Source organism: Desulfopila sp. IMCC35008 (assembly GCF_010646885.2).
Classification (GTDB): Bacteria; Desulfobacterota; Desulfobulbia; order Desulfobulbales; family Desulfocapsaceae; genus Desulfopila.
In genome coordinates, this window is the sequence record NZ_CP050700.1 from 2,319,741 (window position 1) to 2,343,783 (window position 24,043).

Annotated in this window: 23 protein-coding genes and 1 tRNA gene; 11 read left to right on the forward strand and 13 right to left on the reverse strand. The window is 45.5% G+C overall.

Going from position 1 to position 24,043, the window contains the following annotated elements:
• Positions 1–178 precede the first annotated feature (178 nt).
• Complete coding sequence (cutA, locus tag GA520_RS10195; protein ID WP_163336709.1) at positions 179–499, reverse strand: divalent-cation tolerance protein CutA; 321 nt, start codon at positions 497–499, stop codon at positions 179–181.
• A gap of 102 nt (positions 500–601) precedes the next feature.
• Here cutA and GA520_RS10200 point away from each other — a divergent pair, with 102 nt between their 5' ends.
• From GA520_RS10200 to GA520_RS10210, 3 genes are all read left to right on the forward strand, one after another.
• Positions 602–1,402, forward strand: coding sequence for a type III pantothenate kinase (locus tag GA520_RS10200; RefSeq protein ID WP_163336708.1), 801 nt, complete (start codon positions 602–604; stop codon positions 1,400–1,402).
• The gene (locus GA520_RS10205; protein WP_163336707.1) at positions 1,403–2,326 is read left to right on the forward strand and encodes an LD-carboxypeptidase; all 924 of its coding nucleotides are present in this window, start codon (positions 1,403–1,405) and stop codon (positions 2,324–2,326) included. It begins immediately after the preceding gene.
• A gap of 172 nt (positions 2,327–2,498) precedes the next feature.
• Positions 2,499–2,954, forward strand: coding sequence for an SH3 domain-containing protein (locus GA520_RS10210; RefSeq protein WP_163336706.1), 456 nt, complete (start codon positions 2,499–2,501; stop codon positions 2,952–2,954).
• Positions 2,955–2,990: 36 nt separating this feature from the next.
• Here the strand turns inward: GA520_RS10210 and GA520_RS10215 are convergent, their stop codons facing one another.
• The gene (locus GA520_RS10215; protein ID WP_163336705.1) at positions 2,991–5,969 is read right to left on the reverse strand and encodes a DEAD/DEAH box helicase; all 2,979 of its coding nucleotides are present in this window, start codon (positions 5,967–5,969) and stop codon (positions 2,991–2,993) included.
• Positions 5,970–6,129: 160 nt separating this feature from the next.
• Between GA520_RS10215 and GA520_RS10220 the strand changes: the two genes are divergently transcribed.
• The 5 genes from GA520_RS10220 (at position 6,130) to GA520_RS10240 (ending at position 10,298) form a co-directional block, all read left to right on the forward strand.
• Entirely contained in the window at positions 6,130–7,827 is a 1,698-nt protein-coding gene (locus GA520_RS10220; protein WP_163336704.1) for a prephenate dehydratase domain-containing protein, read from the forward strand.
• 56 nt (positions 7,828–7,883) lie between these two features.
• On the forward strand, positions 7,884–8,534 hold the full coding sequence (locus GA520_RS10225; protein WP_163336703.1) for a zinc ribbon domain-containing protein: 651 nt from the start codon (positions 7,884–7,886) through the stop codon (positions 8,532–8,534).
• Positions 8,535–8,605: 71 nt separating this feature from the next.
• Positions 8,606–8,682, forward strand: a tRNA-His gene (locus GA520_RS10230).
• Between the two features lie 277 nt (positions 8,683–8,959).
• Positions 8,960–9,799 (forward strand): alpha/beta hydrolase, encoded by an 840-nt coding sequence (locus GA520_RS10235; RefSeq protein ID WP_163336702.1) that lies wholly within the window; start codon positions 8,960–8,962, stop codon positions 9,797–9,799.
• Between the two features lies 1 nt (position 9,800).
• The gene (locus GA520_RS10240) at positions 9,801–10,298 is read left to right on the forward strand and encodes a dCMP deaminase family protein (protein WP_163336701.1); all 498 of its coding nucleotides are present in this window, start codon (positions 9,801–9,803) and stop codon (positions 10,296–10,298) included.
• 4 nt (positions 10,299–10,302) lie between these two features.
• Here GA520_RS10240 and thiL read toward each other — a convergent pair whose 3' ends face one another.
• The 5 genes from thiL to GA520_RS10265 are packed head-to-tail and all read right to left on the reverse strand — an operon-like array spanning position 10,303 to position 15,728.
• Entirely contained in the window at positions 10,303–11,301 is a 999-nt protein-coding gene (thiL, locus tag GA520_RS10245) for a thiamine-phosphate kinase (protein ID WP_163336700.1), read from the reverse strand.
• Positions 11,302–11,317: 16 nt separating this feature from the next.
• On the reverse strand, positions 11,318–11,686 hold the full coding sequence (locus GA520_RS10250; RefSeq protein WP_163336699.1) for a hypothetical protein: 369 nt from the start codon (positions 11,684–11,686) through the stop codon (positions 11,318–11,320).
• 1 nt (position 11,687) lies between these two features.
• Positions 11,688–13,415 carry a DUF3352 domain-containing protein gene (locus tag GA520_RS10255; protein WP_163336698.1) on the reverse strand — a complete coding sequence of 576 codons (1,728 nt, stop codon included), beginning with the start codon at positions 13,413–13,415 and terminating at the stop codon, positions 11,688–11,690.
• A 9-nt stretch (positions 13,416–13,424) separates the two neighbouring features.
• Positions 13,425–14,960: a YifB family Mg chelatase-like AAA ATPase gene (locus GA520_RS10260; RefSeq protein WP_163336697.1), complete on the reverse strand. Its 1,536-nt coding sequence runs from the start codon at positions 14,958–14,960 to the stop codon at positions 13,425–13,427.
• A gap of 3 nt (positions 14,961–14,963) precedes the next feature.
• Positions 14,964–15,728 (reverse strand): tRNA1(Val) (adenine(37)-N6)-methyltransferase, encoded by a 765-nt coding sequence (locus GA520_RS10265; RefSeq protein WP_163336696.1) that lies wholly within the window; start codon positions 15,726–15,728, stop codon positions 14,964–14,966.
• Positions 15,729–15,930: 202 nt separating this feature from the next.
• Between GA520_RS10265 and queD the strand changes: the two genes are divergently transcribed.
• From queD to GA520_RS10280, 3 genes are all read left to right on the forward strand, one after another.
• A complete protein-coding gene (gene queD / locus GA520_RS10270) occupies positions 15,931–16,344 on the forward strand; it encodes a 6-carboxytetrahydropterin synthase QueD (RefSeq protein WP_240910067.1) in 414 nt (137 codons plus the stop codon).
• Positions 16,345–16,638: 294 nt separating this feature from the next.
• Positions 16,639–17,916, forward strand: a complete 1,278-nt coding sequence (gene tviB / locus GA520_RS10275) for a Vi polysaccharide biosynthesis UDP-N-acetylglucosamine C-6 dehydrogenase TviB (protein WP_163336695.1) — start codon at positions 16,639–16,641, stop codon at positions 17,914–17,916.
• 21 nt (positions 17,917–17,937) lie between these two features.
• Positions 17,938–18,771 (forward strand): RluA family pseudouridine synthase, encoded by an 834-nt coding sequence (locus GA520_RS10280; RefSeq protein WP_163336694.1) that lies wholly within the window; start codon positions 17,938–17,940, stop codon positions 18,769–18,771.
• On the opposite strand, the gene GA520_RS10285 is transcribed toward GA520_RS10280, so the two are convergent.
• From GA520_RS10285 to GA520_RS10310, 6 genes are all read right to left on the reverse strand, one after another.
• On the reverse strand, positions 18,762–19,073 hold the full coding sequence (locus GA520_RS10285) for a Smr/MutS family protein (RefSeq protein ID WP_163336693.1): 312 nt from the start codon (positions 19,071–19,073) through the stop codon (positions 18,762–18,764). The two genes, GA520_RS10280 and GA520_RS10285, sit on opposite strands and share 10 nt — an antisense overlap.
• Positions 19,074–19,093: 20 nt before the next feature.
• Positions 19,094–20,242, reverse strand: a complete 1,149-nt coding sequence (gene lpxB / locus GA520_RS10290; RefSeq protein ID WP_163336692.1) for a lipid-A-disaccharide synthase — start codon at positions 20,240–20,242, stop codon at positions 19,094–19,096.
• A 5-nt stretch (positions 20,243–20,247) separates the two neighbouring features.
• Positions 20,248–21,225 (reverse strand): Gfo/Idh/MocA family protein, encoded by a 978-nt coding sequence (locus GA520_RS10295; RefSeq protein WP_163336691.1) that lies wholly within the window; start codon positions 21,223–21,225, stop codon positions 20,248–20,250.
• An 88-nt stretch (positions 21,226–21,313) separates the two neighbouring features.
• A complete protein-coding gene (locus tag GA520_RS10300; protein WP_163336690.1) occupies positions 21,314–22,021 on the reverse strand; it encodes an ABC transporter ATP-binding protein in 708 nt (235 codons plus the stop codon).
• On the reverse strand, positions 22,014–22,805 hold the full coding sequence (locus tag GA520_RS10305; protein WP_163336689.1) for an ABC transporter ATP-binding protein: 792 nt from the start codon (positions 22,803–22,805) through the stop codon (positions 22,014–22,016). The genes GA520_RS10300 and GA520_RS10305 overlap by 8 nt, the downstream gene beginning before the upstream one ends.
• An 18-nt stretch (positions 22,806–22,823) precedes the next feature.
• A complete protein-coding gene (locus GA520_RS10310) occupies positions 22,824–24,032 on the reverse strand; it encodes a branched-chain amino acid ABC transporter permease (protein ID WP_205749206.1) in 1,209 nt (402 codons plus the stop codon).
• Between the last annotated feature and the right edge of the window lie 11 nt (positions 24,033–24,043).

A 24,043-nucleotide genomic window follows, 5' to 3' on the forward strand; every position in this document is an offset into this window, starting at 1 on the left:
TCACAATCCGGGCAAATCCAAGTCGGACCATTGCTGATCCCCCATTTGTTTTCTTCAAAACACTCTACGCAAATCATGAAACCACAGGGGCAACTCCAACAGAAACTCTTTTCTTCTTTGCAGCAATGACATCGATATTCACCAATTTTTCTCTTCCTGTACCCCTTCGCCTTCCCACTCACGATTGCAGCTCCTCCTTCATCCAGTTACGGTAGGACGCACTGATGTTGGTTATTTCCATGGCTATAATTTCCGGAACGTCATAGGGGTGCTCTTCTGCAATCAGTTGCTCCACTTTGACAAATAAAGATGAAAATGTTTTAAGGCTGAGCAGATATTCGGGTGAATGCTCAATTTCGCCTTGCCACCAGTAACGGCTTTCTATGGGCCCTGAAATCTGGCAACAGGCCGCAAGTCTTTTTCGCAGCAGCGAATCTGCCAGCTGCTGACCATTTTGTTTGGTTTCGACAGTCGTTTGTACTATAAGAGGTTTGTCCATTTGCGGATATCCTGATAGATTGTTGTTTGGTTTTGCTGTGTTTCTATTGTGCAGCTCAAAAAATATAATTCTTTTTACCACTTCTAGCCAGAGGTACCATTGATGTTACTTGTTATCGATGTAGGCAATTCACATACGGTTACAGGTCTGTATGAGGGTGACAGGCTTAGGGGCCAATGGCGCCTCAAGTCAGACCGGGCCAAGACAGATGATGAAATAGGTGTTCACTACCACTCCCTGTTTTCCATGACAGGTATAAACACCACGGAAGTGAGTGGTGTGGTGCTGGCAAGTGTTGTGCCTAGTCTTGAATCGGCGTGGGTTTCCTGTTGTTCAAAATATTTTTTCACCCATTTGCAAAAGAAAATATTTGTGGTTTCTGCCGACAGCGTGAAGGATATGATTTCCATTCGCCTGGCCAACCCTGGTGAGGTGGGTGCGGACCGTTTAGTCAATGGTATAGCAGCCTTCAGGCGATTCAAGAAGCCGGTTGTCGTCATAGATTTTGGAACAGCTATAACCTTTGACTGCGTTAGTGGCAGTTGTGAATACTTAGGTGGCGCTATTCTCCCAGGTATTGCAATATCACTCGACGCCCTGTCGTCACGAACGGCCAAGTTACCCCACATAGATATTTCCAAAAAACCCGATTCAGCAATTGGCAAATCAACAGTTGAGGCAATGACAAGCGGTATTGTCTACGGTTATGGAGGGATGATTGATGGAGTTATCCAGCGAATCCGCAAGGAGATGACAGGTTCAGATAGCGGTGAAATGGAAGTTGTCGCCACAGGTGGGATGGCATCAATTATTGCTCCTGCGACGCAGTCGATACAACATGTGGACCCCTTACTTACCCTTGAAGGCCTCAAGATTATTTTTGAGGAAAAGGTTGGTAGTTAGATGGCCAAGCCTCTTGTTCCATCCGCCCTTGAAAAAGGTGACATTATAGGCATTGTCGCTCCTGCGGGTCGAGTAGTCGAACAGGCGCGCTTTGAGAAAGGGATTCGTATCCTGCGTGAGATGGGCTTTGAGCCAGTATTCCCTCGTGAGCTCTGGCCTGGCCCCGGTTATCTTGCAGATACCGATGTAAACAGGGCTGGCGAATTGATGCGCATGGTAGCTTCGCCAGAGGTTAAGGCTGTCATGGCGGCCCGTGGCGGTTATGGATGCCTGAGGACTCTAGCTCATCTTGATTTTTCACAGTTTCGCAAAAATCCTAAACCTGTTATCGGATTTTCTGACCTCACCATTCTGCTCAACCAGATTTTTGCGCAGGCTAACCTCCTCTGTTTTCATGGCCCGGTGGTCACATCACTTCCTGATTGCACCAATACCGCCCTGGAGAGGTTGTACTACTCACTGACAGGTAACTTCAGAAAAGGTTTACAGGTAGGTGATGTAGAGATAGTGAGGGGCGGCGACGAGGTCAGGGGCATACTTGTCGGAGGGAATCTCAGCTCCCTCATGGCAATGATTGGCACCCCTTACGATCCCAGCTGGAAGGAAGCAATTCTCTTTATTGAAGATATCAATGAGCCTCTCTACAAAATCGACAGGATGCTTACCCAGTTGGCTCTTTCAGGTAAACTTGAAGGGGTCAGGGGGCTCCTTATCGGCGATTTCGGCATGGATGAGAAATTTGATACCATAAGTAAATTGAGGTATACAGAGGCAATCTGGACCAGAGTCCTGGAGCTTACCAGCAACACCCCCTTCCCTGTCTGGGGGAACTGCCCAATAGGTCATTTCAACAACAATCTCACATTGCCGCTTGGCCTGCCAACCATTATGGACAGCAACGCAGCAACGCTTTCATTTTATTAACATATCGAACGGTTGCTTTATGTCATGAGAAGTTCTGCTGTTCTTTTATCGCCTTCGTTTTGAACCTCTTGATATTTGACTTCCACCAGCTAAAATGCTATAGAAGAACCATGCTCGAAACAAAGATTTCAAACCTAAAATCTGCAAAATCAGAACCTATCAGGACCAATATATGTCTTTACGTAGTGCTTTACGTTCAATAATTGTTGCCGGAAGTCTTGGCGTGTATATGGCAGTTCCGGCTTATGCTGCCGAATATGTATCTGTAAACAAGGACAATGTGAATGTCAGAACCGGGCCCAGTACAAAAAACCCGGTCTATATGGAACTTTTTGCCGGCTACCCCCTAAAGGTTACGCAACGTAGTGGTGAATGGGCCAAAATCTCTGATTTTGAGGGAGACAGCGGCTGGATACACAATTCGCTTATTGGTAAAAACGACACTGTAATTATCAATGCCAAAGAAAGTGTCAATATGCGATCCGGGCCTTCCACAACGAGTCCTGTTGTTGCCGACGTGGAGCGGGGAGTTATCATGAAGAAAATTGGTGAAAAGGGGAAATGGTTGCAGGTGCGTCACAGCGGCGGCACTGTCGGTTGGATTTACAAGCCGCTTCTCTGGCCCTGATTCAACCTATACCAACCCTTTTTCCGCTACAGGCTCTCATGAAGAGTTTTTAGCTAATGCCCTTGTGATTGACGCATCCATTCGCAAGGGCAGGCGAACCAGTTGACCTGCCTTGTTCTTAAAGAGGAAATGGTTGTTTTCCAGTCCAAAATGCAGGAGATCCCTGGTGATTTCCACGTCCTTTTTGCAATATTTACGAATAAGGTCAATTCTTCCTTCCTTATACCACGCCAAGGCCTGAAGTCCGTCCGCACTTTTCCGGGCACCAAGGGTGTGTTCTGCAACGCGATCAAGGCTGAGCCTGTAGCCGAGATGATTGGATATCTCTTCCAGCATGTCAATGGTCGGCAAATTGTCCAGATTCACGCTCGAATATCCAGATAGTACCCTGTTGTCGAACCGCTTGTTATTGAAACCGACAACAAGGTCAAGTTCCTGTAAATGTTGTATCAAGGCCCCCACCTCGTGTTCAAGGTAAGTCACAAAACCATTCAGGGAGGAGTCATATACAACACCTACAGAGACCCCCATTTTGTCTGCCCTGCCCCACCCACCAACCTCCTGAGCGGAGCGCTGCGTTTCAAGATCAAACACCCCATATCGTTCCGGCAGGGCATTGAGCCCCGAGAGATGATCCGATATAGATACTTCGCCAGTTTGTACCACCTTTAATTCGGTGTCTAAATGTTGCCTTTTCTGGACGATACGTGGTGGTGTCGAAAATTCGGTTTCACCTGTACTATCGCTCACCATGATGAGCTCCAAAAGTCGCAGACAGGCACCCTTGTCAATAGGGCGGTTGCCAGATCCGCATTTGGGTGAATGCACACATGAAGGGCAGCCATTTTCACAGTCACAGCTCTGAATCATCTGCTGTGTCTCACGCAACAGCTCATCGATTTTATGATAGACCGCTTCAGAGAGCCCAACACCACCGATATGCCCATCATAAACAAAAATTGTCGCCTCTTCTGTCTGCTCATGAACAGGGCAGGATATCCCTCCGATATCATTTCTGTCGCATAGGGCAAGCAAGGGGAATAGTGCTATCATGCCATGTTCAAGAGCATGAATAGCCCCCATAAAGTGCATTTTTTCGGTTTCCAGTGTTTCTTTTATGATCGGCGGAATCTCCAGCCACAACCCTTTGGTTTCAATTGATTGCTCAGGTAGATCCAGAGGAAAGGTGGAGATGAGCTTATTGGTTGAATTGTTTCTTTTCTGATAGCCGGTAACATGTTCGGTCACTCGAAGCCTTCCGAAAGAAACTCGCCCTTTAAAACTCATACCTGTTATTTCGGTTTCAAGAATTTCTGTATTTTTATTGGACATAGGCCGGGTGAAATAATTAGCCTTCTTCCTGCTGGCAATCACTTCTCTTGCCTCAAAATCAAGCTTGGAAACCACCCACTGAACAGCATGATGTAAATAGACACTTCCTGGATGACACTCTTTCATTGCCCTGTTGCTGTCTATCTCTCCAATCAATTCACCGCTGTCGCTGTCAATTATGGACAGCTGACTCCCGCCACCCCTTAAACTGACATGCCGCTGCGGATATTTCCTGGTGCTGAACCAGCGATTGCCATCCCCGGATTGCAAAAGAAGGCCATTTTCTGTCAAGGATGAGACAACCTCTACCACCTTCTTGTCCGACAGCAGGTGCTCTTCGCTCTCAATGGGGAGTTCAGCAGCTGTACAGTGAAGATGCAATTCCATTATAGATCTGTTGCCCGGATTTAATACTGCTGACTCAACTGGACGGGAAAAAAAATCCTCTGGTTTTCGCATAAAATATTGATCGAGTGCATCTTCCTGGGCAATAAGTACAACAACGGATTCACGTCTGGCCCTGCCTACACGCCCTCCTCTCTGATGTGTAGCCATAATTGAACCTGGGTAGCCAACAAGAATACAAACATCAAGATCACCTATATCGATACCAAGTTCGAGTGCAGATGTTGAAATAACACCGAGCAATTTCCCGTTTGCCAGTTTTTTCTCAATTTCCCTTCTTTCTTCAGGAAGGAACCCGGCCCTGTAAGAACTGAGTTTATTTTCCAACTCTCCTAATTTAGGGCGGGTCCAGAGATTAATGAGTTCAGTTAATTTTCTCGACTGGGTGTAGACAATAGTTCTGAGTTTACGCTTTATTGCCGCTTCCAGCAGTTGAGAAGCGGTGTAAGCCGCACTGTCCCAGGGGTTGAGCAGGGCCATGTGCTTGCCTGAGCCAGGTGCGCCGCTTTGAGTGACAACTTCCGGTGACCGGCCAGTCAGCCGTTCTGCGAGTTCGAGCGGATTACCGATGGTTGCCGAAAGCATTATAAACTGCGGTGAGCTGCCGTAACCAGATGCTATGCGAAGGAGCCGCCTAAGCACCCAGGCCATATGGCTACCCAGCACACCACGATATGTATGCACCTCATCGAGTACTATATATTTGAGCTTCTTAAAGAAGTAAGTCCAGTTTGAGTGATAGGGAAGAAGTGAAAGATGAACCATCTCCGGGTTGGTCATAAGTATTGGAGTGCAATCTTCTCTGATCCTCCTTCGCATATATGATGAGGTGTCACCATCATATATGGCAGCATACTTCTTGTTGGAGGGTAATAGCGACGCGAATTCGCTGAATACACGCAATTGGTCCTGGGCTAATGCTTTGAGCGGAAAGAGGTAGAGCGCTGCACCATTTGCATCTCCGGCCAGCATATCGATAACAGGTAAGTTGTAAATCATCGACTTTCCTGAGGCGGTAGGTGTTGCGACTATGACATCACTACCCTTATCAATATATTCCAACGCTTGTTGCTGGTGAGTATAGAGCTTATTGATCCCCTTTTCTTTGAGAAAGGTCTTGATCTTTGTATGAACAGCAGGAGGGCTGGAGGCGAAATCTGCGACTTTCCCGGGAATAGTGCGGGTTGCAACGACCTGGGGCCCAAACTTCGGAGAATTCATTAAGGCCTTGATGTACTCTCCTGCACCCTGAATCCTATCCGTCTTTGTATCAGCCATTCCACAAAACTATATTCGCTTGATTTACATGTGAAGAGGGTATATTGTCTCTAGTCCATGTGAAATTCCCATGGTACCGAATATCCGTTGGTTCACGTAAAACCCGGCAGGTTACAAGTCAGGATACCCTTAATTTTATTTTTAATCTACAAAGCTGAAAATGACTCGTATCGCAACCCTCGGACCCAAAAGTTCAGACGCCTATAATGCTGCCAAACAGTATGATCCGGAAGCAGAGATTATGCTTTATAACCGGGCATCGGATGCTGTTGAGGCCTTTACGAAAGGGCAAACCGACCTGGCACTTATACCGGTGTATAACACGCGAGAGGGCGAGGTAAAAGAATATTTCCGGCTTGTCTCGAAACTTGACGGTTACTGGATCGATAACGTTGTTCTGCCCATTCACCTCTCTCTTGGCCGTGTTTTCCCGGATGATGGCAGCAATGTTCCGATAGATGTGGTTGTCGGCAGGACAAGTGTACTGCGACAATGCGAAGATTATATAGATTCTAATTTTCCACATGCCACATTGATGGGGGTAACCAGCATTGATAAACCGTTTCAGGATATAATTGATAAACAGAGATACAGCCATGCCGTGATCGACTCGGAAGAGCTTGTTAAATCATATGGATTCAATCTTGCTGAGCGGGAAGTCGTTTCACATAACCGAACCCGTTTTGCCGTAATTGGTAAAAAACCTGCGGAATCTACCGGGTATGATGCAACTGCACTCATCACCAGGCCGCTCAATGACCGGGTCGGCATGTTGGCCGATATCCTCGGCGAATTTACCAGACGCGGCATTAATATTCAGGACCTGCAGTCTGAAAATGACATCCAGACGCAGAAACTAAGGATCTATATAGAGTTTGAAGGGCATATCAATCAAAAAGAACTGGCCGATACAGTTGATAGCCTGGAAAATAATGTTATTCAGGAAACAGGCTCTATAAAACTGCTCGGATCATTCCCCCGAGTTGATATGCGAGTGAAAAAGATCAAGTCGTTTGGCTTTATCGGGAGTGGTGATATGTCACTATGGTTTGCCGATAAACTGCAGCATGAAGGTTATGAAACGACTGTCACAGGCAGGACATCCGAAATACGACCGGAACAAATGATTCGCGAAGTGGATGTTGTTGTTATCTGTGTTCCGATCTCAGTCACAGCTGACACTATAAAAAAGTACGGAGCAATGCTGCAGGCAGGTCAGGCCCTGATTATTCTTGCAGGGGAATCGGAAAACACCTTGCAAACAGCTATGACCGTGACGGACCCTGCCGTCGAGATCATGTTTGTCCACAACCTGTGGGGCCCGCAAATTCTATCAATGAAAGACAAAAACGCCATCGTTGTTCGGACGCCACGTAGCGGAAGTTTTTGCAGTGAATTTGAGGCCTTTTTGTATAAGCACGGTGCTGACATTTATCATGACAGTGCACAAAAACACGATTTGCTGATGGGGGTAGGACAAAAACTTCCGACAACCATATCGGTTGCACTGGCGAAGACACTCGCCAAGCACGCAATAGGGTGTGATGATATAGGCAGCCATTCAACGCTTACATCGCTTTACGGGATTCTTGCCATGGCTCGGGTTCACAACCAAAATCCCAGGACATATGCTGAAATCATGGCCACTAAGGGAGACGGACGAAAAATTGTAAAGACATTTGCCGAGAATCTGCTTGAGATCGTCAAAATGGCTGAAAATGAAGATATTCATGGGATTTGTGAGCTTATGGAAAAAAATAAAGATTTCATGACGCCGGAATTCCTTCAGGCCCGGATGAAGCAAGCCAAAGCAGTCGACAATGTGCTCAGTGACGGTGGCCTGAAAACATACATTTAAACACATCACCTCACGATAGCCGTGGGGAATCATATTTTTTTGAGGAGTTACACATTATGGTAATGCAGAGTTATTCGTATCTTGAGGAGTCACATGTCTGTCCTCATTGCAAGCAGAAGATGTCCTGTTGCGAGGCACCGGCAATACACGTTGGCGATGGCCTTGGGTGGGGCTCAGACGTGCTGTTTATCTGTCTAAACGATGTTTGTCCCCTGTTTTTGAAAGGCTGGGATCATGTTGACGGGCAATATGGTCATCACGCCTCTTATCGGTACATGGAACTACCCGGCAGCAAAGAAGGAAATGTTATGATGGTCGGCAACAAGGATGCCTTTAAGGCAAGTGTGGTCGATCCGGAAGCTATAAAGACGCAGAACGTCCGATACGCAAAAGAAAAAGAGGCGATAAAAGCACTCGACACTTGTGTCGTTGATAATAATCTTGAGCCAGTTTTAACCCTCCTCCTTGATAATGCAGCAGGAAAAGAAAATAAACAACTCGCCCTTCAGCGACTTTTGCAAATCAATAGTCTCGACTGTATCGATCCGCTCAGAAATCATGAATTTCGAGAAACCTACTTTGAGCAAGATATTAACATGGCAATTTCTCAGATTTTGAAGAATAATTTCAAGAAAGAATGTCCTTATTGTTCCGAAATTATTAAGGCCCAGGCCAAGAAATGTTTGCACTGTAAAGAGGATTTATAAAAGATTTGTGTTGCAAATCGCTTGTTGACTGAGTATAAGAAGTGCGATTTTTCGAGCGATAGAGATATGTGGTGGATGTAGCTCAGTTGGTTAGAGCACTTGGTTGTGGCCCAAGAGGCCGTGGGTTCAAATCCCATCATCCACCCCATTTTTTAAGCGGATACCAAACGGTATCCGCTTTTTTTATTTCCGGGCGGGAAACGAGGAGATTGTAGATTTTTGGCGACAATTACTGTAAACTTTCACCCTCCACAGAATCAAATCCCGATAATCGGGATACGCTCCATGGTCCTGTTTTTAAACAGGCAACCGTATAACCACTTTTTTTATTTTCTATTTGCTGTACCTTCTGAACGGGTATCAAACAAAGTGGTATTTGCAGAAAGTGTGGCACTCAAAATCTTTTTTAACAGGTTGTAACTATCATGACGGACTATAGTAAACTTGACACCCCGGAAGTACTCGCCCATATCTTCCATCCACAAAGTGAAATGCGTGGCTCCTTACCTGAGGGGAGTACTGATCTTGATATAGAAGTAACAGATGGGGTCACACTTGGCTGCCGGTTTCACCTAAGCGCCCCTGACGCACCGACTGTCATTTTTTTCCACGGTAATGGTGAATGTACTTCAGATTACGATCAAATCGCTCAAGAATACACTCCCCTTGGTCTGAATCTCTTTGTTACGACCTATCGCGGTTATGGTTGGTCGACGGGATCACCTTCTGTTGCAGCTATGATGGAAGATTCCGGAGTGGTTTATGATTTTATTCGCAAATGGTTGTCTGTCAACGGCTATTCCGATGTGCTTTTTATCATGGGACGTTCGTTGGGCTCGGCAGCGGCAATTGATCTGGTCTTGAAGAACCCGGACGATGTGAAGGGATTGATTATTGAAAGTGGTTTTGCAGACACTCTGCCGCTTGCCAAGGCTCTCGGGATAGATACGGAAAAGAATGAAATTTTAGAGGAAGAGTGTTTCTGCAATTGTCAGAAAATTGCAGAAATCAAAAAACCGACACTCATCCTTCACGGCGCTCGTGACGAGATGATTCCCGTGGCTATGGCCGAAAAACTACAGGCCGATAGCGGTGCACGAAATAAACAGTTTATGGTCATACCTGGAGCTACACATAACACCATGTTAGAACACGGTGGTATCCATTATTTTGAGACCATAAAAAATTTCACAGACACTATTCTCGGGAAAAACGATTGGAGAAGCCGACGTAAGAAATACAGGAAACAACAGGTGAAAGGATAACATGAAGCGTACAGATTACCTGAGGTGGGACGAGTATTTCATGGCCGTTGCGCTTCTTTCAGCGCAAAGAAGTAAGGACCCGAACACCCAGGTCGGAGCCTGCGTTGCCAACGACCAGAACAAGATCGTTGGCGTCGGTTATAACGGCTTCCCATGGGGATGTTCTGACGACGAACTGCCATGGAAGCGGGAAGGTGACTATCTCGAAACAAAATACCCATACGTCTGTCACGCTGAGTTAAATGCCGTGCTCAATGCCATCTCGACAGATTTACGAAACTGCCGGATCTATGTCGGACTTTTCCCGTGTAACGAATGTACAAAGGTGATTATCCAGGCTGGAATAAGTGAAATTATTTATCTCTCTGACAAATACAAGGATACGGACCAAGTCAAGGCGTCAAAAATAATGCTCGATAAGTCACCCAATATCACCTACCGGCAACTCCACACAAAACTTGAAACAGTGAATCTTTCATTTTTGAAACCGGAGGAATAAGTCCTCAGGGACTGTGTTCATACCCCTGGTACGAGATGAGTTGAGGTTCCCCCACCTCCCGCTGAAGATACACCCCCTCCCCTTCTTCAATTACACCGATTTCATACAATTGAAACCGGTGTTGGTCCCTGAATTCTGTTCTCAACTTTTCAACTGCTTCCTTTTTTACAGTAAAGACGAGTTCGTAATCTTCCCCCCCACAGAGTTGTAACTGTACAGCATCCATGCCTTTTTCCCTGCACATTTCATATAATTCCTTGTCTGCCGGAAGGCGGTTGCTGTATAAGGTCGCTTTCACCCTGCCTGCGGTACAAATATGGCTCAGGTCAGTGGCGATTCCATCGGAGATATCCTGCATGGAGGTGACACTTCCGTTCTTTCCTAAAAGCTTTGCCAGCCTGACTCGTGGTGTTGGATCAAGGTGTTTACGTACAAGGGTGGGCCACAAGGAACTACTGTAATCATTAATTGAAATGTCCCGATCCAAAAATAGCTGGAGGCCGGCGGCAGCAGAACCAAGAGGGCCGGAGACAAAAACCCTATCCCCGGAACGTGCTCCATCTCTTCTGATAGCGTTGCCTTTCGGAGCTGCCCCGATGATCGTTACAGAAAAGACCAGCTTATCTGACTTCACCGTATCTCCCCCTATGAGTGTGCAACCGAAAAAGTTCAATTGGCTGAAAACACCATCCATAAAATCCTTGACCCAGGCATTGTTAAATCGATGATTCATACCAATAGACAGGAGGGCAAAACGGGGGGAGCCGGCCATGGCTGCAATATCACTGATATTAACACTGATAGCTTTGCGGCCTAGTAGGTAAGGGGGGTGCCAACTCGGGTCGAAATGAACGTTTTCGACAAGCATGTCAGTGGTTACAAGAAGTTCTTCACCGAGATTAGCATTGAAAACAGCACAATCGTCCCCTATTCCACAGGATAGATCAGGGTGTTGTCCAGATTGCCGGCTAATGATGTGTTTTATTAACTCAAGCTCACGCATTAAATCACATATAACCTTACTTAACTCTTTTAAATGGCTGAATCTTGGTTTTTTGCTGTTTGGTTTCCGGTTTTGGTCCAGCCGGTCTTTGAGTATGTATATTGACCGCTTTGACAAATCGCTCTTCTCCCCCCATGGTGAATATCTCCATGCCAGTCATTTGCGCAGTCCTGAGCGTCCAGGTCATCTGCTGTATGGGAAGTGAGAGTACCGAGAGATGCACCTGCCACCATTCATCTTTACGTGAAGAGTCTCGTTCAATATCGGTTACTAATGCATACAATAGCATCTGGGGTTCTTTCGCAGCGATGAGTACAATATCACCAATGTCTGTTGTATCCTTGAAATCAACTATCTGGTGGAGTTCGTTAACGAGTTTCTGCATGTCAATTCTTTTCCAAAATTAATTCTTTTTGAGTTCTGGCTTCTGTGATTATCCAGTTTTTATCTATATACGTCCTGGTGGCGGACTTTTCATACATTGTGAGTCCGAGAAGAAGCGGGTTGATTAACCTGTCGATAAGAATTTTCGATTTGGCAGCCGCCCTCCTGTCCTGGATTGCCAGCATGGTCCCAGCCCAACTCGCTAGTTCACGGAATTGTCCCAGTAATGTTTTCTGGTCTACATAACATACAGAATTATTTTTTTCCCGGAACCCCGGGTCGATTGGGGCAAATTTAATTGAACTGGACAAGGGTTCCTTATCCGCCATCAGGTCAACAATGGATTTAAAAATATTAAGTGTGTTGGCTACAATGAGGTATCCTTTATGAATGGTATATACCGGTTGCAGGTTTTCCATGGGGTAGAGACCCCAATAATAGTATTTGACACTTTTATACCTGCGACTCTGCAGGCTTATTTTAAAATGGTCTGCACTGTGATCAACCGCTTCTTTTATCTTTTTCCTGTCTTTAAGTTTTATAAAGAGAGCTGTATCCGGGATTGGAATGAACTGTTCATGTTCGCTGGGGCGAAGAATGAGTCCTATATCATTACCCATCATTTCAGTCAGCTCTTCTACCGTGTACCCTGTAATTTCCCTGGTACTTTTAGTCATCCCGCTAATATCATGTCCGTCGGAAGCGCGCTCTTCCCTATACATTTTCCAGAGCAATCTGGCGTTCAGGGTATTCGACCAGTAATATAACAAAACGTCTTCGACAACAAATGGTAGCGTAGCATTGGATTCAGGTTTGTTCTTCAGCATTCTACCTGTGAGGGGCAGGATTTTTTCATAATCCATCTCAACCATCAGGCTGTCTCTCAAAACAGGCCCCTGGCGCCAGGCTCCATAGCCTGCTGTTGGAAAACCTTTTAGATTCGATAATTCTGCAAGAAACGCCTGCTCGCGCGGTGAGTGCACGCCAGCAGCGATGGTTTCGCTCATTTCCCGCATCACAGAAAGATCAACATAAAGTTTTCTGTCACTCGTTTCAATATTCCGCCTGATCCTGGAGAAAGATGGATTCGTGTTCAGGTTTATTGCTGCATTATCTCTTACGTACAATGCTTCACGCAGCAATCGTTCCTCCATGGTGAGCAGCACATAACCATCTACAAAAGCTGCTGCTATTGTATCATGACCAATAGAAAACCTTCGAATACGATACTGGCCGTAAGGGACACCTGCTCTTTCAACCATTTTCGGGTACAGCCTTTTTGCTGTCGTTATGACAGACCGGAAGCTATGTTGTTTGCTGATAAACAGTGTTTGTTTCTTGAGGTAATTCCCCGCTGGTAATAAAGGTGGCGACCAAGTTCTTTCAGGAAACAATGCCACGCTGAACTTTGACCCGAGAAGGCTTAAAAACAATTTGTTGTCCTTAACGTCCCGAAAATTGTCTCGTAACTTTTCAAGACGGGAAATAAATATGGGGTCAAGATCTAGATATTCTGAAACTTCCACCAGATCTATCTCACTGATTGTCTTACCGAACCTTGATTCCTGAAACTTTCCAACTGATGCAAAACCGTTTTCCAGGTCCAGGTAGACGGTTGTGTCGTTTGGCAGGAATTGAACCGGAGAAACTTCGGTGACTTCCTGGTTATCAATAATGAAAAAACCAAGGAAAAAAATGAGAGCAATAAGTGAGGCGATTATGAAACGCATAGTTACCTGTCAGGATGCGTAATGTGAAGACCTTCTATACTGTAATGCTTCAGCAATATGGCCCGGCCCGATATCAGGACTTCCATCAAGGTCGGCTATAGTTCTGGAAAGCCTTAATACCCGGTGATACCCTCGTGCTGAAAGACCGAGTTTTTCCATCCCCTTTTCCAGCAACGATGACGACACTGAATCGAGGGTGCAATACAAATCAATTTCCCGACTACCCATCTGGCTGTTACAAAATACACCGTTTTGACGGGAAAATCTTTTCTGTTGTATGGATCTGACATTATTTACACGGTTTCTGATTGATGCCGAGTTCTCTTCATTTCCACCTGATTTTGTCAAAACCTTATAAGAGATCGCTGGCACAGGGATATAAAGATCTATCCTGTCAAGCAGGGGGCCGGAAACCTTACTACGGTACTTCTCTACCTGAACACTGGTACAGGTACAGGAATTGAGCGGGTCACCCAAAAAACCGCAGGGACAGGGATTCATGGCGGCTACCAGGATAAATCGTGATGGGAAAGACAGCGTCATGGAGGCACGGGCAATGGTAACATGCCCATCCTCAAGCGGTTGTCGAAGTACTTCGAGAACATGTTTTTTAAACTCAGGGAGTTCATCGAGGAAGAGTACGCCATTGTGGGCTAGCGAGACCTCCCCAGGTTTCGGGGTGGTGCCACCACCGATGAGGCCTGCATCTGATACCGTGTGGTGTGGAGCCCGAAAAGGCCTTTCAGTTATGATGTCATTTGTAGCGTGCATATCGCTGACACTATATATTTTAGTCGTCTCGATAACTTCTTCGTTCATCATTTGCGGCAAAATTGTAGCAAGTCTCCTGGCGAGCATGGTCTTACCTGCTCCAGGTGGCCCTGACATGAGAAGATTATGACCTCCAGCAGCTGCTATTTCAAGCCCCCTCTTTACGTGATTTTGCCCCTTTACCTCAGAAAAATCGACAAGGTGATCTCGATTTTGTCTGACTGTTTCGAGGTTTGCATGACTGGCAGGCTCTATTTGTATTAAAGCCAATAGATACTCAACTACCATTGGCAGGTCGCTAACCGGGATGACTTGTATCGCATCAGCAGCGATAGCAGCCTCTCTGCTGTTTTCACGTGGCAGGATGAATTTCTTGTAGCCTGCATCCCTTGCAGCAACCACCATGGGAAGTATACCGCGACATCTGCGAACTTTCCCATCAAGCGAGAGTTCTCCCACCATGCACACTTTCTCAAGTGAATGTTGAGGAATTATCTCAGTGGCGGCAAGTATACCAATTGCGGTGGGCAGGTCAAACCCGGCACCTTCCTTTCGCACATCAGCAGGTGCAAGGTTAACGGTTATTTTTTTATTGGGAAACTCATACCCGCAATTACTGATAGCGGCCTTAACCCTGTCCTTGTTCTCACGGACAGCACTGTCCGGTAACCCAACTGTTGAATAGGTTGGAAGCCCCCTGGCGACATCAACTTCAACATCGATCAATAAACCTTCAACACCTATTGCTGTACATCCCGTAATTTTTGCAAGCATGGATTATTTGGGTTCCTGTTGATAAAGGCACTTCATTTCTGCACTGTATTCGCCGTTTTTCTCACTGTAGATATAAAAAGGGGGAAGCACTTTCAAACCACTGCCACCGTTTTTAATACACTCAACCAGAATCAGAACAGCCCCTTCACCATTGCCAGGGTAACTATAGACATACTGCAGGCGTTTAATTTCGAGTCTCGTCTTGGCGAGTGCTTCAAAAAGTTCAACGGAGAGTTCTGCTGGATAGACAAAAACAGCTGAGCCCCTGTTTTTTAAAACAGCGCTGCAACCTTTTGTGAAATCGGAGATAGTTCCGTTAAGCTGATGCCGTGCGGCCCTGGCCTCACTATCACCGCTCTGTCTTCCTGAGTTAACTTTATAATAAGGAGGGTTGCAGATTGTGTGATCATACTGTTCCGGTGTTAACACCTGTAAGACAGCAGAAATATCACCTTCAATGGTGTGACACTTATTTGAAATTCCATTGAGGCGGAAGTTGGTATCCGCAAGTTGTTTTAGACGTGGTTGAATTTCCAGGGCATCGATGGATGCGATACGCTCCTTCCATCGATACATCAATATTAATGGTATGATGCCACACCCTGTCCCGGCATCGAAAATTACGGATTTATTGGTTGGTGTCAAAAAGTGTCCGACAAGCACAGAGTCAATGGAAAAACGATACCCGTTTTTGTGTTGTCGGCAGATAACATCACCATCGAAGATTGAGTCATCGGTCCTGATGCCCCTATTATTATCGGTGCTCATGAAGAAATTCCTTTACAAGTAAATTGGAGCATGAAAATAAGCTGAAAAATGTCTCTTTTTATTACAAATATATTCTGACATATCTATCACAAAAGAAGGATCGCACAAAAGTTCCTTATAGATGCCAATAATCATATTTTACTTTGGATTTAGCCGATGATACTGATTATATATAACCCGAAGTGCCTTTTAAGCATCAGTGATGATGCAATACATTACCCATAACCACAGGATTACCATGTACGATATATTTGTAAGAACACACTTCGCAGGCGCACATCATTTACGGGATTATCCAGGTGATTGCGAAAAACCTCATGGTCACAACTGGAAAGTAAAGATAACGGTACGGGCAACAGAATTGGATCATCTTGGTATGGGTATTGATTTTACCGTTCTTAAAAAACATGTGAAAGAAGTCATAGATACGATTGATCATTGTGACCTCAATGAACATGAAGCTTTTAGAGTACTCAACCCTTCTTCCGAACATATCGCAATGTACCTTTTCGACAACCTGGCAGATCTGCTTTCTCATGAGCGGTACTCGCTTTATAGCGTAACTGTATCCGAAACTGATAATCAGGGGTTGGTGTATTACGGCCCTCAAAAGTAACATTGTTCGATAGAACGATGTTCTATTGACATTTTTCTGATATTACTGCATTGTTTGCAACCAATCTTGTCAGGAATCAGTGATCTCATTCAAAGTCAAGATATGGCGCATCTCTTTGCTGCAGGCATGGAATCGATGTCGAAAACCATGTTTACTTCAGAGATTTAAAGAATATTTCCTAACCCCCAAAATTGGTCGAGGTACGGTTTCAGGACGGGAATGAAAAATGGATGCCTGATTGAGAGGTGTCGTGAGAAACCGGTTTATTCTGTATAACCAGAGGATATTGCAGGTATGTTGTCTCTTCAGGACGCTAAAATTTGTATCATCGGCCTTGGCTATGTAGGGCTGCCGCTTGCTGTCGAGTTCGGCAGGAAATTTACTACGGTTGGATTCGACCTGAATGAAGGGCGGATCAGGGAACTCAGGGCCGGAACGGATTCGACCCTTGAAGTTGATGACGACGAACTTTCCAGTGCCACAAAACTACATTGCACATCTAATGTGGAAGATATAAAAGACTGCAATGTCTATATTATTGCAGTCCCAACGCCTATCGATGCGGCAAAACGCCCTGACTTCAAACCGCTGGCTGGGGCCTCCCACACTGTCGGCAGCATACTTTCTGCCGACGATGTCGTAATCTACGAATCTACAGTCTACCCTGGCGCCACAGAAGAGGTCTGCGTTCCTATACTTGAAAAAGAGTCCGGTCTGACTTTTAACCAAGACTTCTATTGCGGTTATTCACCGGAACGTATAAATCCGGGTGATAAAGAACATCGGCTTTCCAGCATTGTAAAGGTCACTTCCGGCTCGACCCCTGAAATTGCCAGCTTCATCGACCAATTATATGCAACCATCATCACCGCAGGAACTTATCTGGCAAGTTCTATAAAGGTAGCGGAAGCTGCAAAGGTTATTGAAAACACCCAACGGGATGTAAATATTGCCTTGGTCAACGAGCTTTCCCTGATTTTCAGTAGGCTGGGAATCAATACCCTTGAGGTGTTGGAAGCTGCCGGCACAAAGTGGAACTTCCTCCCCTTCCGGCCTGGCCTCGTCGGTGGACACTGTATCGGCGTCGATCCTTATTACCTTACACATAAAGCCCAGGAGGTTGGGTATCACCCAAACATGATTCTTGCGGGTCGTAGGCTCAATGACCAGATGGGGCACCATATCGCAGCCACCCTGATCAAGTTGATGGTGAAGAAAAAAATCGACACTGCAAATTGCCGCGTATTGATAATGGGTTTAACTTTTAAAGAGGATTGTCCTGATCTTCGGAATACCCGTGTGGTCGATATTATAGATGAGTTGCAAGATTTCGGTGTGCGCGTCGACGTGTACGACCCATGGGTTGATTCCCAGGAAGCGAAAGATGAATACGGCATTGATTTGGTTCAGTCCATAGAGCCGGGAATTTATGATTCAGCTGTTGTAGCTGTGGCCCATAGGCAATTCAGGGAAATGTTACCGGAGCAACTGCGCAATCTGTGCAAAGACAAATCCGTCCTTTTCGATGTTAAAAACCTTTATCCTGCAGACAAAGTCGATGGAACGCTTTAAACCCGTCGATTTCAATACCCCTTGAAGTTTCAAAAGCGCATTAAAGTTACGAAGACCGCCCTTCTCATAGACTTGCTTGCATCACATTGTGATGCAAGCAAGAGTTCATTAAAAGATTGTCTGACAAAGGGCGGTGTTTGGCGGAAAGGAGTAGGCAAAAAGGAACTTCGGGTTCGCAGGGCAAAATCCCAGGTAACAAAGGGGGATATCATAACGGTTTGTTATGATGACACAATCCTTAAGCGCAACCCGCCACCTGTTCAGCCGCTTGTAATTAATAATCATTACAGTATATGGAATAAGCCCGCCCTTTTGCTCAGCCAGGGAAGTCGATTCGGAGACCACTGCTCCCTCTTGCGAGTAGCCGGTAAGACACTGAAAACCCACAAACCGTATCTCGTTCACCGTCTTGATCGAGAAGCATGCGGACTGGTGATACTGGCCCATGGAAAACTGGCAGCTGGCAAGTTTTCAGAACTCTTCAAAAAACGTCAAATTGTCAAACGTTACCTGGCTGTTGTTCGAGGATTGCTCGCCGCTCCTGGAAAAGACGGGAGTATAACAGAACCACTGGATGGCAAGTCTGCCTTGACGGAATATCATGTACTTCATCAGGAAAACAATAAAACTGTTATCCAGGTTGAAATAAAGACTGGGCGTTATCACCAGATCAGGAAACACTTCTCCGGGATAGGACACCCCTTGGTTGGGGACAAAAGATACGACTCAAAAGAGGCAGAGGTAGAGCTCCACCTGGCAGCATGTGAACTTAGCTTTACATGCCCCTTTGATAGGATCGAAAGGAACTACACTCTAGGAAAGAAAGAGATCTCCTTTGCTGAAAACTATTTCTGATTTTCCCGCTCGCACTCCCGGTGAATCAACTCAACAATCGTCGCTCCCCAATTCCCTCTATCTTCACCGGCGAGTCGAAATCCTTTTACTATATTATTTTTTTCAAGCAACGAATGAACAGTCCGTCGCAGATTGCCAATCCCCTTACCATGGATAATTCGCACCTCCAGAATGTTGCGTGCATGGCACTCTGCAAGGTAATCCGGCACAAGATACTTCACATCCTTTGGTGAAAATGCGTGCAAGTCCAGGACACCATTAATTTCAAGCTCAATTTCCATTTCATCATTATATTCATCCATCGGTTGTTCGGCGGGTCGCGTCAGGAATTATCCAAAATTTTCAGTGCCAGATCAGCTGCATGGCTTGAAGCGCCCTCTCCCCCCATTTTTTTTCGAACCGCTTCCAAACCCATTATGCATTTCGTCCTGCTTTCCTGATCGAAAAGGAGTTCTTGAAGCTGGTTGGATATTGCTTCAGGAGTAACTTCCTGTTGTAAAAGTTCTGGCACGATCTCTTCTCCAGCTATCAGGTTAACAAGAGAAAAGTGTTTCAGTTTTATAAGCATTCGTCCAATTCTATAGGTAAACGGGGCAACACGGTATGTTACCACCATAGGCGTATCGAGTAATGCCAACTCCAACGTGACAGTACCTGATGCCGCGACTACCGCATCACATCTCGCCATGAGATTATACCTGTCATCGGTTATCACACGGATATCGAGTTGGTCTTCGAATTCTCGCAACCCTGATTGGTAGAGAGAAGACTTCCTGATAGTTGAAGCAAGCGGCAGGAGAAATGATATCGGTTCCACACTTCTTTTTTGCAGCAGCAGCGCACTCTCTAGAAAATCAGGCAGTAGTGCTGAAATCTCTTTCTCCCTGCTGCCAGGCAAGAGGCCAACGCAGATTGAACCTGCAGGTATCCGATACTTTTCGGAAAACGAATCCCTGTTGAGCGTTACCTTCACAGAATCAAGAAGCGGATGGCCAACATATTGGGCATCAACGCCACGTTGACGCAGGAATTCCTCTTCAAACGGCAGTATCACTCCAACAGTATCGACACGCTGGGCAATAGTTTTGACCCTGGATGACCGCCAGGCCCAAACCTGGGGACAAATGTAATAAAAGACAGGTATGGAAAGCTGTTTTGCCTTCTTGGCGATGAGAAGGTTGAAATCGGGGAGGTCGATAATGATTAAAAGGTCAGGTTTTTCACGTTTCAGATAGTTTTTAAGTATTGCCTGGGCCTTGATAATGTCGCCAAGGTGGGAGAACACTTCTGCGATGCCAACAACAGACACCTTGTGGGCATCGAACAGTATATCAACCCCGGCAGCAGCCATCTCGGAACCACCCATTCCGGCAAAATGCAGGTCCGGGTGTTTTTGTAAAAGAGCCTTGACGAGATTGGCACCATGCAAATCACCAGACGCTTCACCGGTGACAACGAGTACCTTTTTCATGATCTTCAATGGCTGTTAAAATATTCCTGAAAGACATCCATACTCTGATGTTCCTTTATCTGCCCCATAACCTCGAGAGCAATAGCGAGAGCCCTTCGTCCTTCCCGCCCGGACACAGCTGGTTGTGTTCTGGTTATAACATGATCTACAAATTGCCGAATTTCACTTAAAAGGGCATCACCATCTGAAAATGTTGCAACCTCTATATTTTGTTTCGGCATACCCGACTCCATCAACTCATCCTCAAGTTGAATGGTCATCACCTTCTTGTTCGCAAAATCTACATTTATATATGATCCAGGCTGGAAAATCCGCATTTTCCGAATGTTTGTGCGGGAGATTCTGCTGACCGTTACATTGGCGGTTGCACCATTTTCAAAAATGAGTCGTGCGTTAGCAATGTCCGTCGTTTTTGTGGCTACCGGTGCTCCAACCGTATGAATCATCTTTATCGGTGATTTAACAATATTAAGAATGATATCGATATCGTGAATCATGAGATCGAGCACTACATCCACATCAACTCCCCTGTTTTTAAAAACCGAAATCCTGTTGCTCTCAATAAAAACAGGATGTGTCAAAAACGGTTCCATCGCCTGTACTGCAGGATTGAAACGCTCAAGGTGTCCGACCTGCAGTATCAGCTGGTTACTTTCAGCACGCTCAATCAGGTCATCTGCCTCTTCCAGGGTTACGGTAATGGGTTTTTCAAGTAGTATATCAACCCCGGCATCAAGACAGTCACGGGCAACCTGGTGGTGAAGGCTGGTTGGAACAACAATTGAAACAGCATCGACTAACGGCAGCAAATCCTTGTAGTCGGAAAATGATTTACAATTACACTCCTTAGCTACAGCCTGGGCCTGTTCATTATTGCTATCTGCAACACCAACCAGCTCAACATTATCAAGACTTGCATATTTCTGGGCATGAAATCTGCCGAGATAACCAACGCCTATAACTCCTGCTTTAATAATCCCCATAACCCGAAGACTCCTGAAAGGACCATCCTGATCGGAAATGCCCTGTATATTCGTTCTTTAAGAATAGTCGTGCAAATAGATAGACAGGCTATATCCCAAGATAGGCCTTTTGCACGTCCTGATTGGTTAGTAGATCCGCAGCAAAACCGGATAGTGTTATCTCCCCGTTTTCGATAACATACCCCCTGTCGGCGATATGCAGGGCCTGGTTTGCATTTTGTTCGACAAGAAATATTGTGGTGTTGTTTTCCTTGTTTATCTGCTTTATGATCTCGAAAATCTGTTTAATGACCAGGGGCGCAAGTCCCATTGATGGTTCATCGAGAAGTAAAAGCTCTGGCCGGGCCATCAGTGCACGGGACATTGCAAGCATCTGTTGTTCACCACCACTCAGGGTGCCTCCGTCCTGATGGCGACGTTCGGCAAGGATGGGAAACAGATCGAACACATATTCCTGATCTTTTTTTATGCCAGCCTTGTCATTGCGTAAAAAAGCTCCCATATCGAGATTTTCCTGAACCGTCAATTGCGGGAATATGTGGCGTCCCTCAGGAACCTGGCAAAGACCCATCTTAACGATGTCATCTGAAGTCATATTCTGTATTTCACGGTCCTGAAACCTGATTTTTCCGGATCGACAGGGAACAACTCCTGATATTGCCATCAAAGTAGTGCTTTTACCTGCGCCATTAGCACCGATAAGAGTGATAATTTCTCCTTGGTTGATTTCGAGACTAACGCCTTTCAAGGCAAGGATATTCCCATATGCAGCCTGCACGTTTTCAAGTTTAAGCATCTGCACCCTCTCCAAGATAAGCTTTAATAACATCAGGGTTGGAACGGATTTCGGCTGGATCACCTTCAGCAATTTTTTTGCCGTAATCCATGACGTAAATCTTGTGTGAAAGGGTCATAACCAGTTTCATGTCATGTTCGATAAGTAATATGGCCTGGCCGTCATTTGATATTTCCTTTATAAGGTCAACCAGCTCCATTGTTTCCTGCGGATTCATGCCAGCTGCTGGTTCATCGAGTAGCAAAAGTATAGGCTCTGTCGCCAGGGCACGGGCAATTTCCAACCGTCGCTGTGCTCCGTACGGGAGATTTTGTGCAAGCTCGTTAGCATACTGGGCAAGACCTGTTTTCTCAAGCAGGCTATAACTGATATTCATGATCTCCTGTTCTTCTCTTCGCACCTTGGGAGGACGAAAGATTGCACCGATAACAAAAGCGTGGGTGCGGCAATGACGTCCGATCATGACATTTTCGAGCACTGTCATTTTAGAGAAGAGGCGGATATTCTGAAATGTCCGGGCAAGACCCTTCTCCGTAACCTTGTTGGGTTTTAACCCTTTAAGGCTTATTGTTTTGCCACCTTTCGGGTTGTTAAGAAGCACGTCACCTTCTGTGGGATAATAAATGCCGGTAACACAGTTGAAAAAAGTGGTTTTACCGGCACCATTGGGACCAATGAGTGCAACTATCTCACCAGAATGGACATTGAGATCAAGATGGTTCAACGCCCTGATACCACCGAAATCCATTGTCAGACCACTGACTTGTAAAATTGGCTTGGTCATCGTGTATCGCGTAATATATTATTGTTTCTTAAATTTATAGGTTCGTCTCACATTGGCAATAAGTCCCTGGGGACGAAAAACCATCATTGCGACGAGAATGGCACCAAAAGCCAGCATCCTGTATTCAGAGAGTGCTCGGAGATATTCAGGCATCAATATAAGGATGAAAGCACCACAGATGACACCGACAATGGACCCCATTCCTCCAAGGACAACGATGGAAAGAATAATGGCTGATTCAAGAAATGTAAAACTTGCCGGGTTGATAAATGTTGTCTTGGCTGCAAATACAACCCCCATTAATCCGGCCCAGAAAGCACCGAGTGAGAATGCCGCAAGTTTTGTTTTCTGTTTATCGATGCCCATGGACTGACAGGCAATTTCATCTTCACGCAGGGCAAGCCATGCCCTGCCCATTCGTGAATCCTGTAATCTGTTTACCACAAAAATAGTGAATATAAGAAAACCGATAGTGATAAAGTAAAGATAAAGGAAAGACTGCTCTAGAGAGAGTTCAATACCAAAAAAACCGGGCCGGGAGATATTTGAGATACCGCTCGGGCCTTTGGAAAATTCATTCCAGTTTTCCAGCACAAGTCGAATAATTTCCCCAAAGCCAAGGGTTACAATGGCAAGATAATCACCCCGTAATCTCAAAACAGGGAAACCGAGTATGATGCCGGCAAGTGCAGCGAGCCCTCCACCAATTGGCAGAACAGTCCAAAATCCCAATCCGAAATGATGGTTTAGAAGAGCGTAGGAATAGGCACCAACTGCATAAAATGCGACAAAACCGAGATCAAGCAGTCCCGCCATACCAACAACAATATTGAGACCGAGTCCAAGGACCACATACATGAGTGCGGTGATCATGATGTTGGTCTGATACGGAGAAAACAAAAATGGGAAAATAGAAGCAACCACAAACAAAACGCCAAAAAGAATATTTCTCTGACGAGGATTCGCAATTACCTTATGGATAAGACTTACATTTCCTTCTTCAGTTGTGGCCTCTTCGGTCTCCTGCAGACGGTTTTTTCGGTACTTGAAAAATTGTATAATGAGATAAATGGAAAATGTCCCGATAGCGATAAATAAGGCATTTTGCCATCTCCATCTTATAATCCTTTCAATTGGGTCAACTTTTATTACCATCAGCGGGAACGTGAGAAACACAAACCAGAGGGAAATAAAAAAACCCTTTTTCAATTCATTCAATGAAAACATAAATCCTGCCC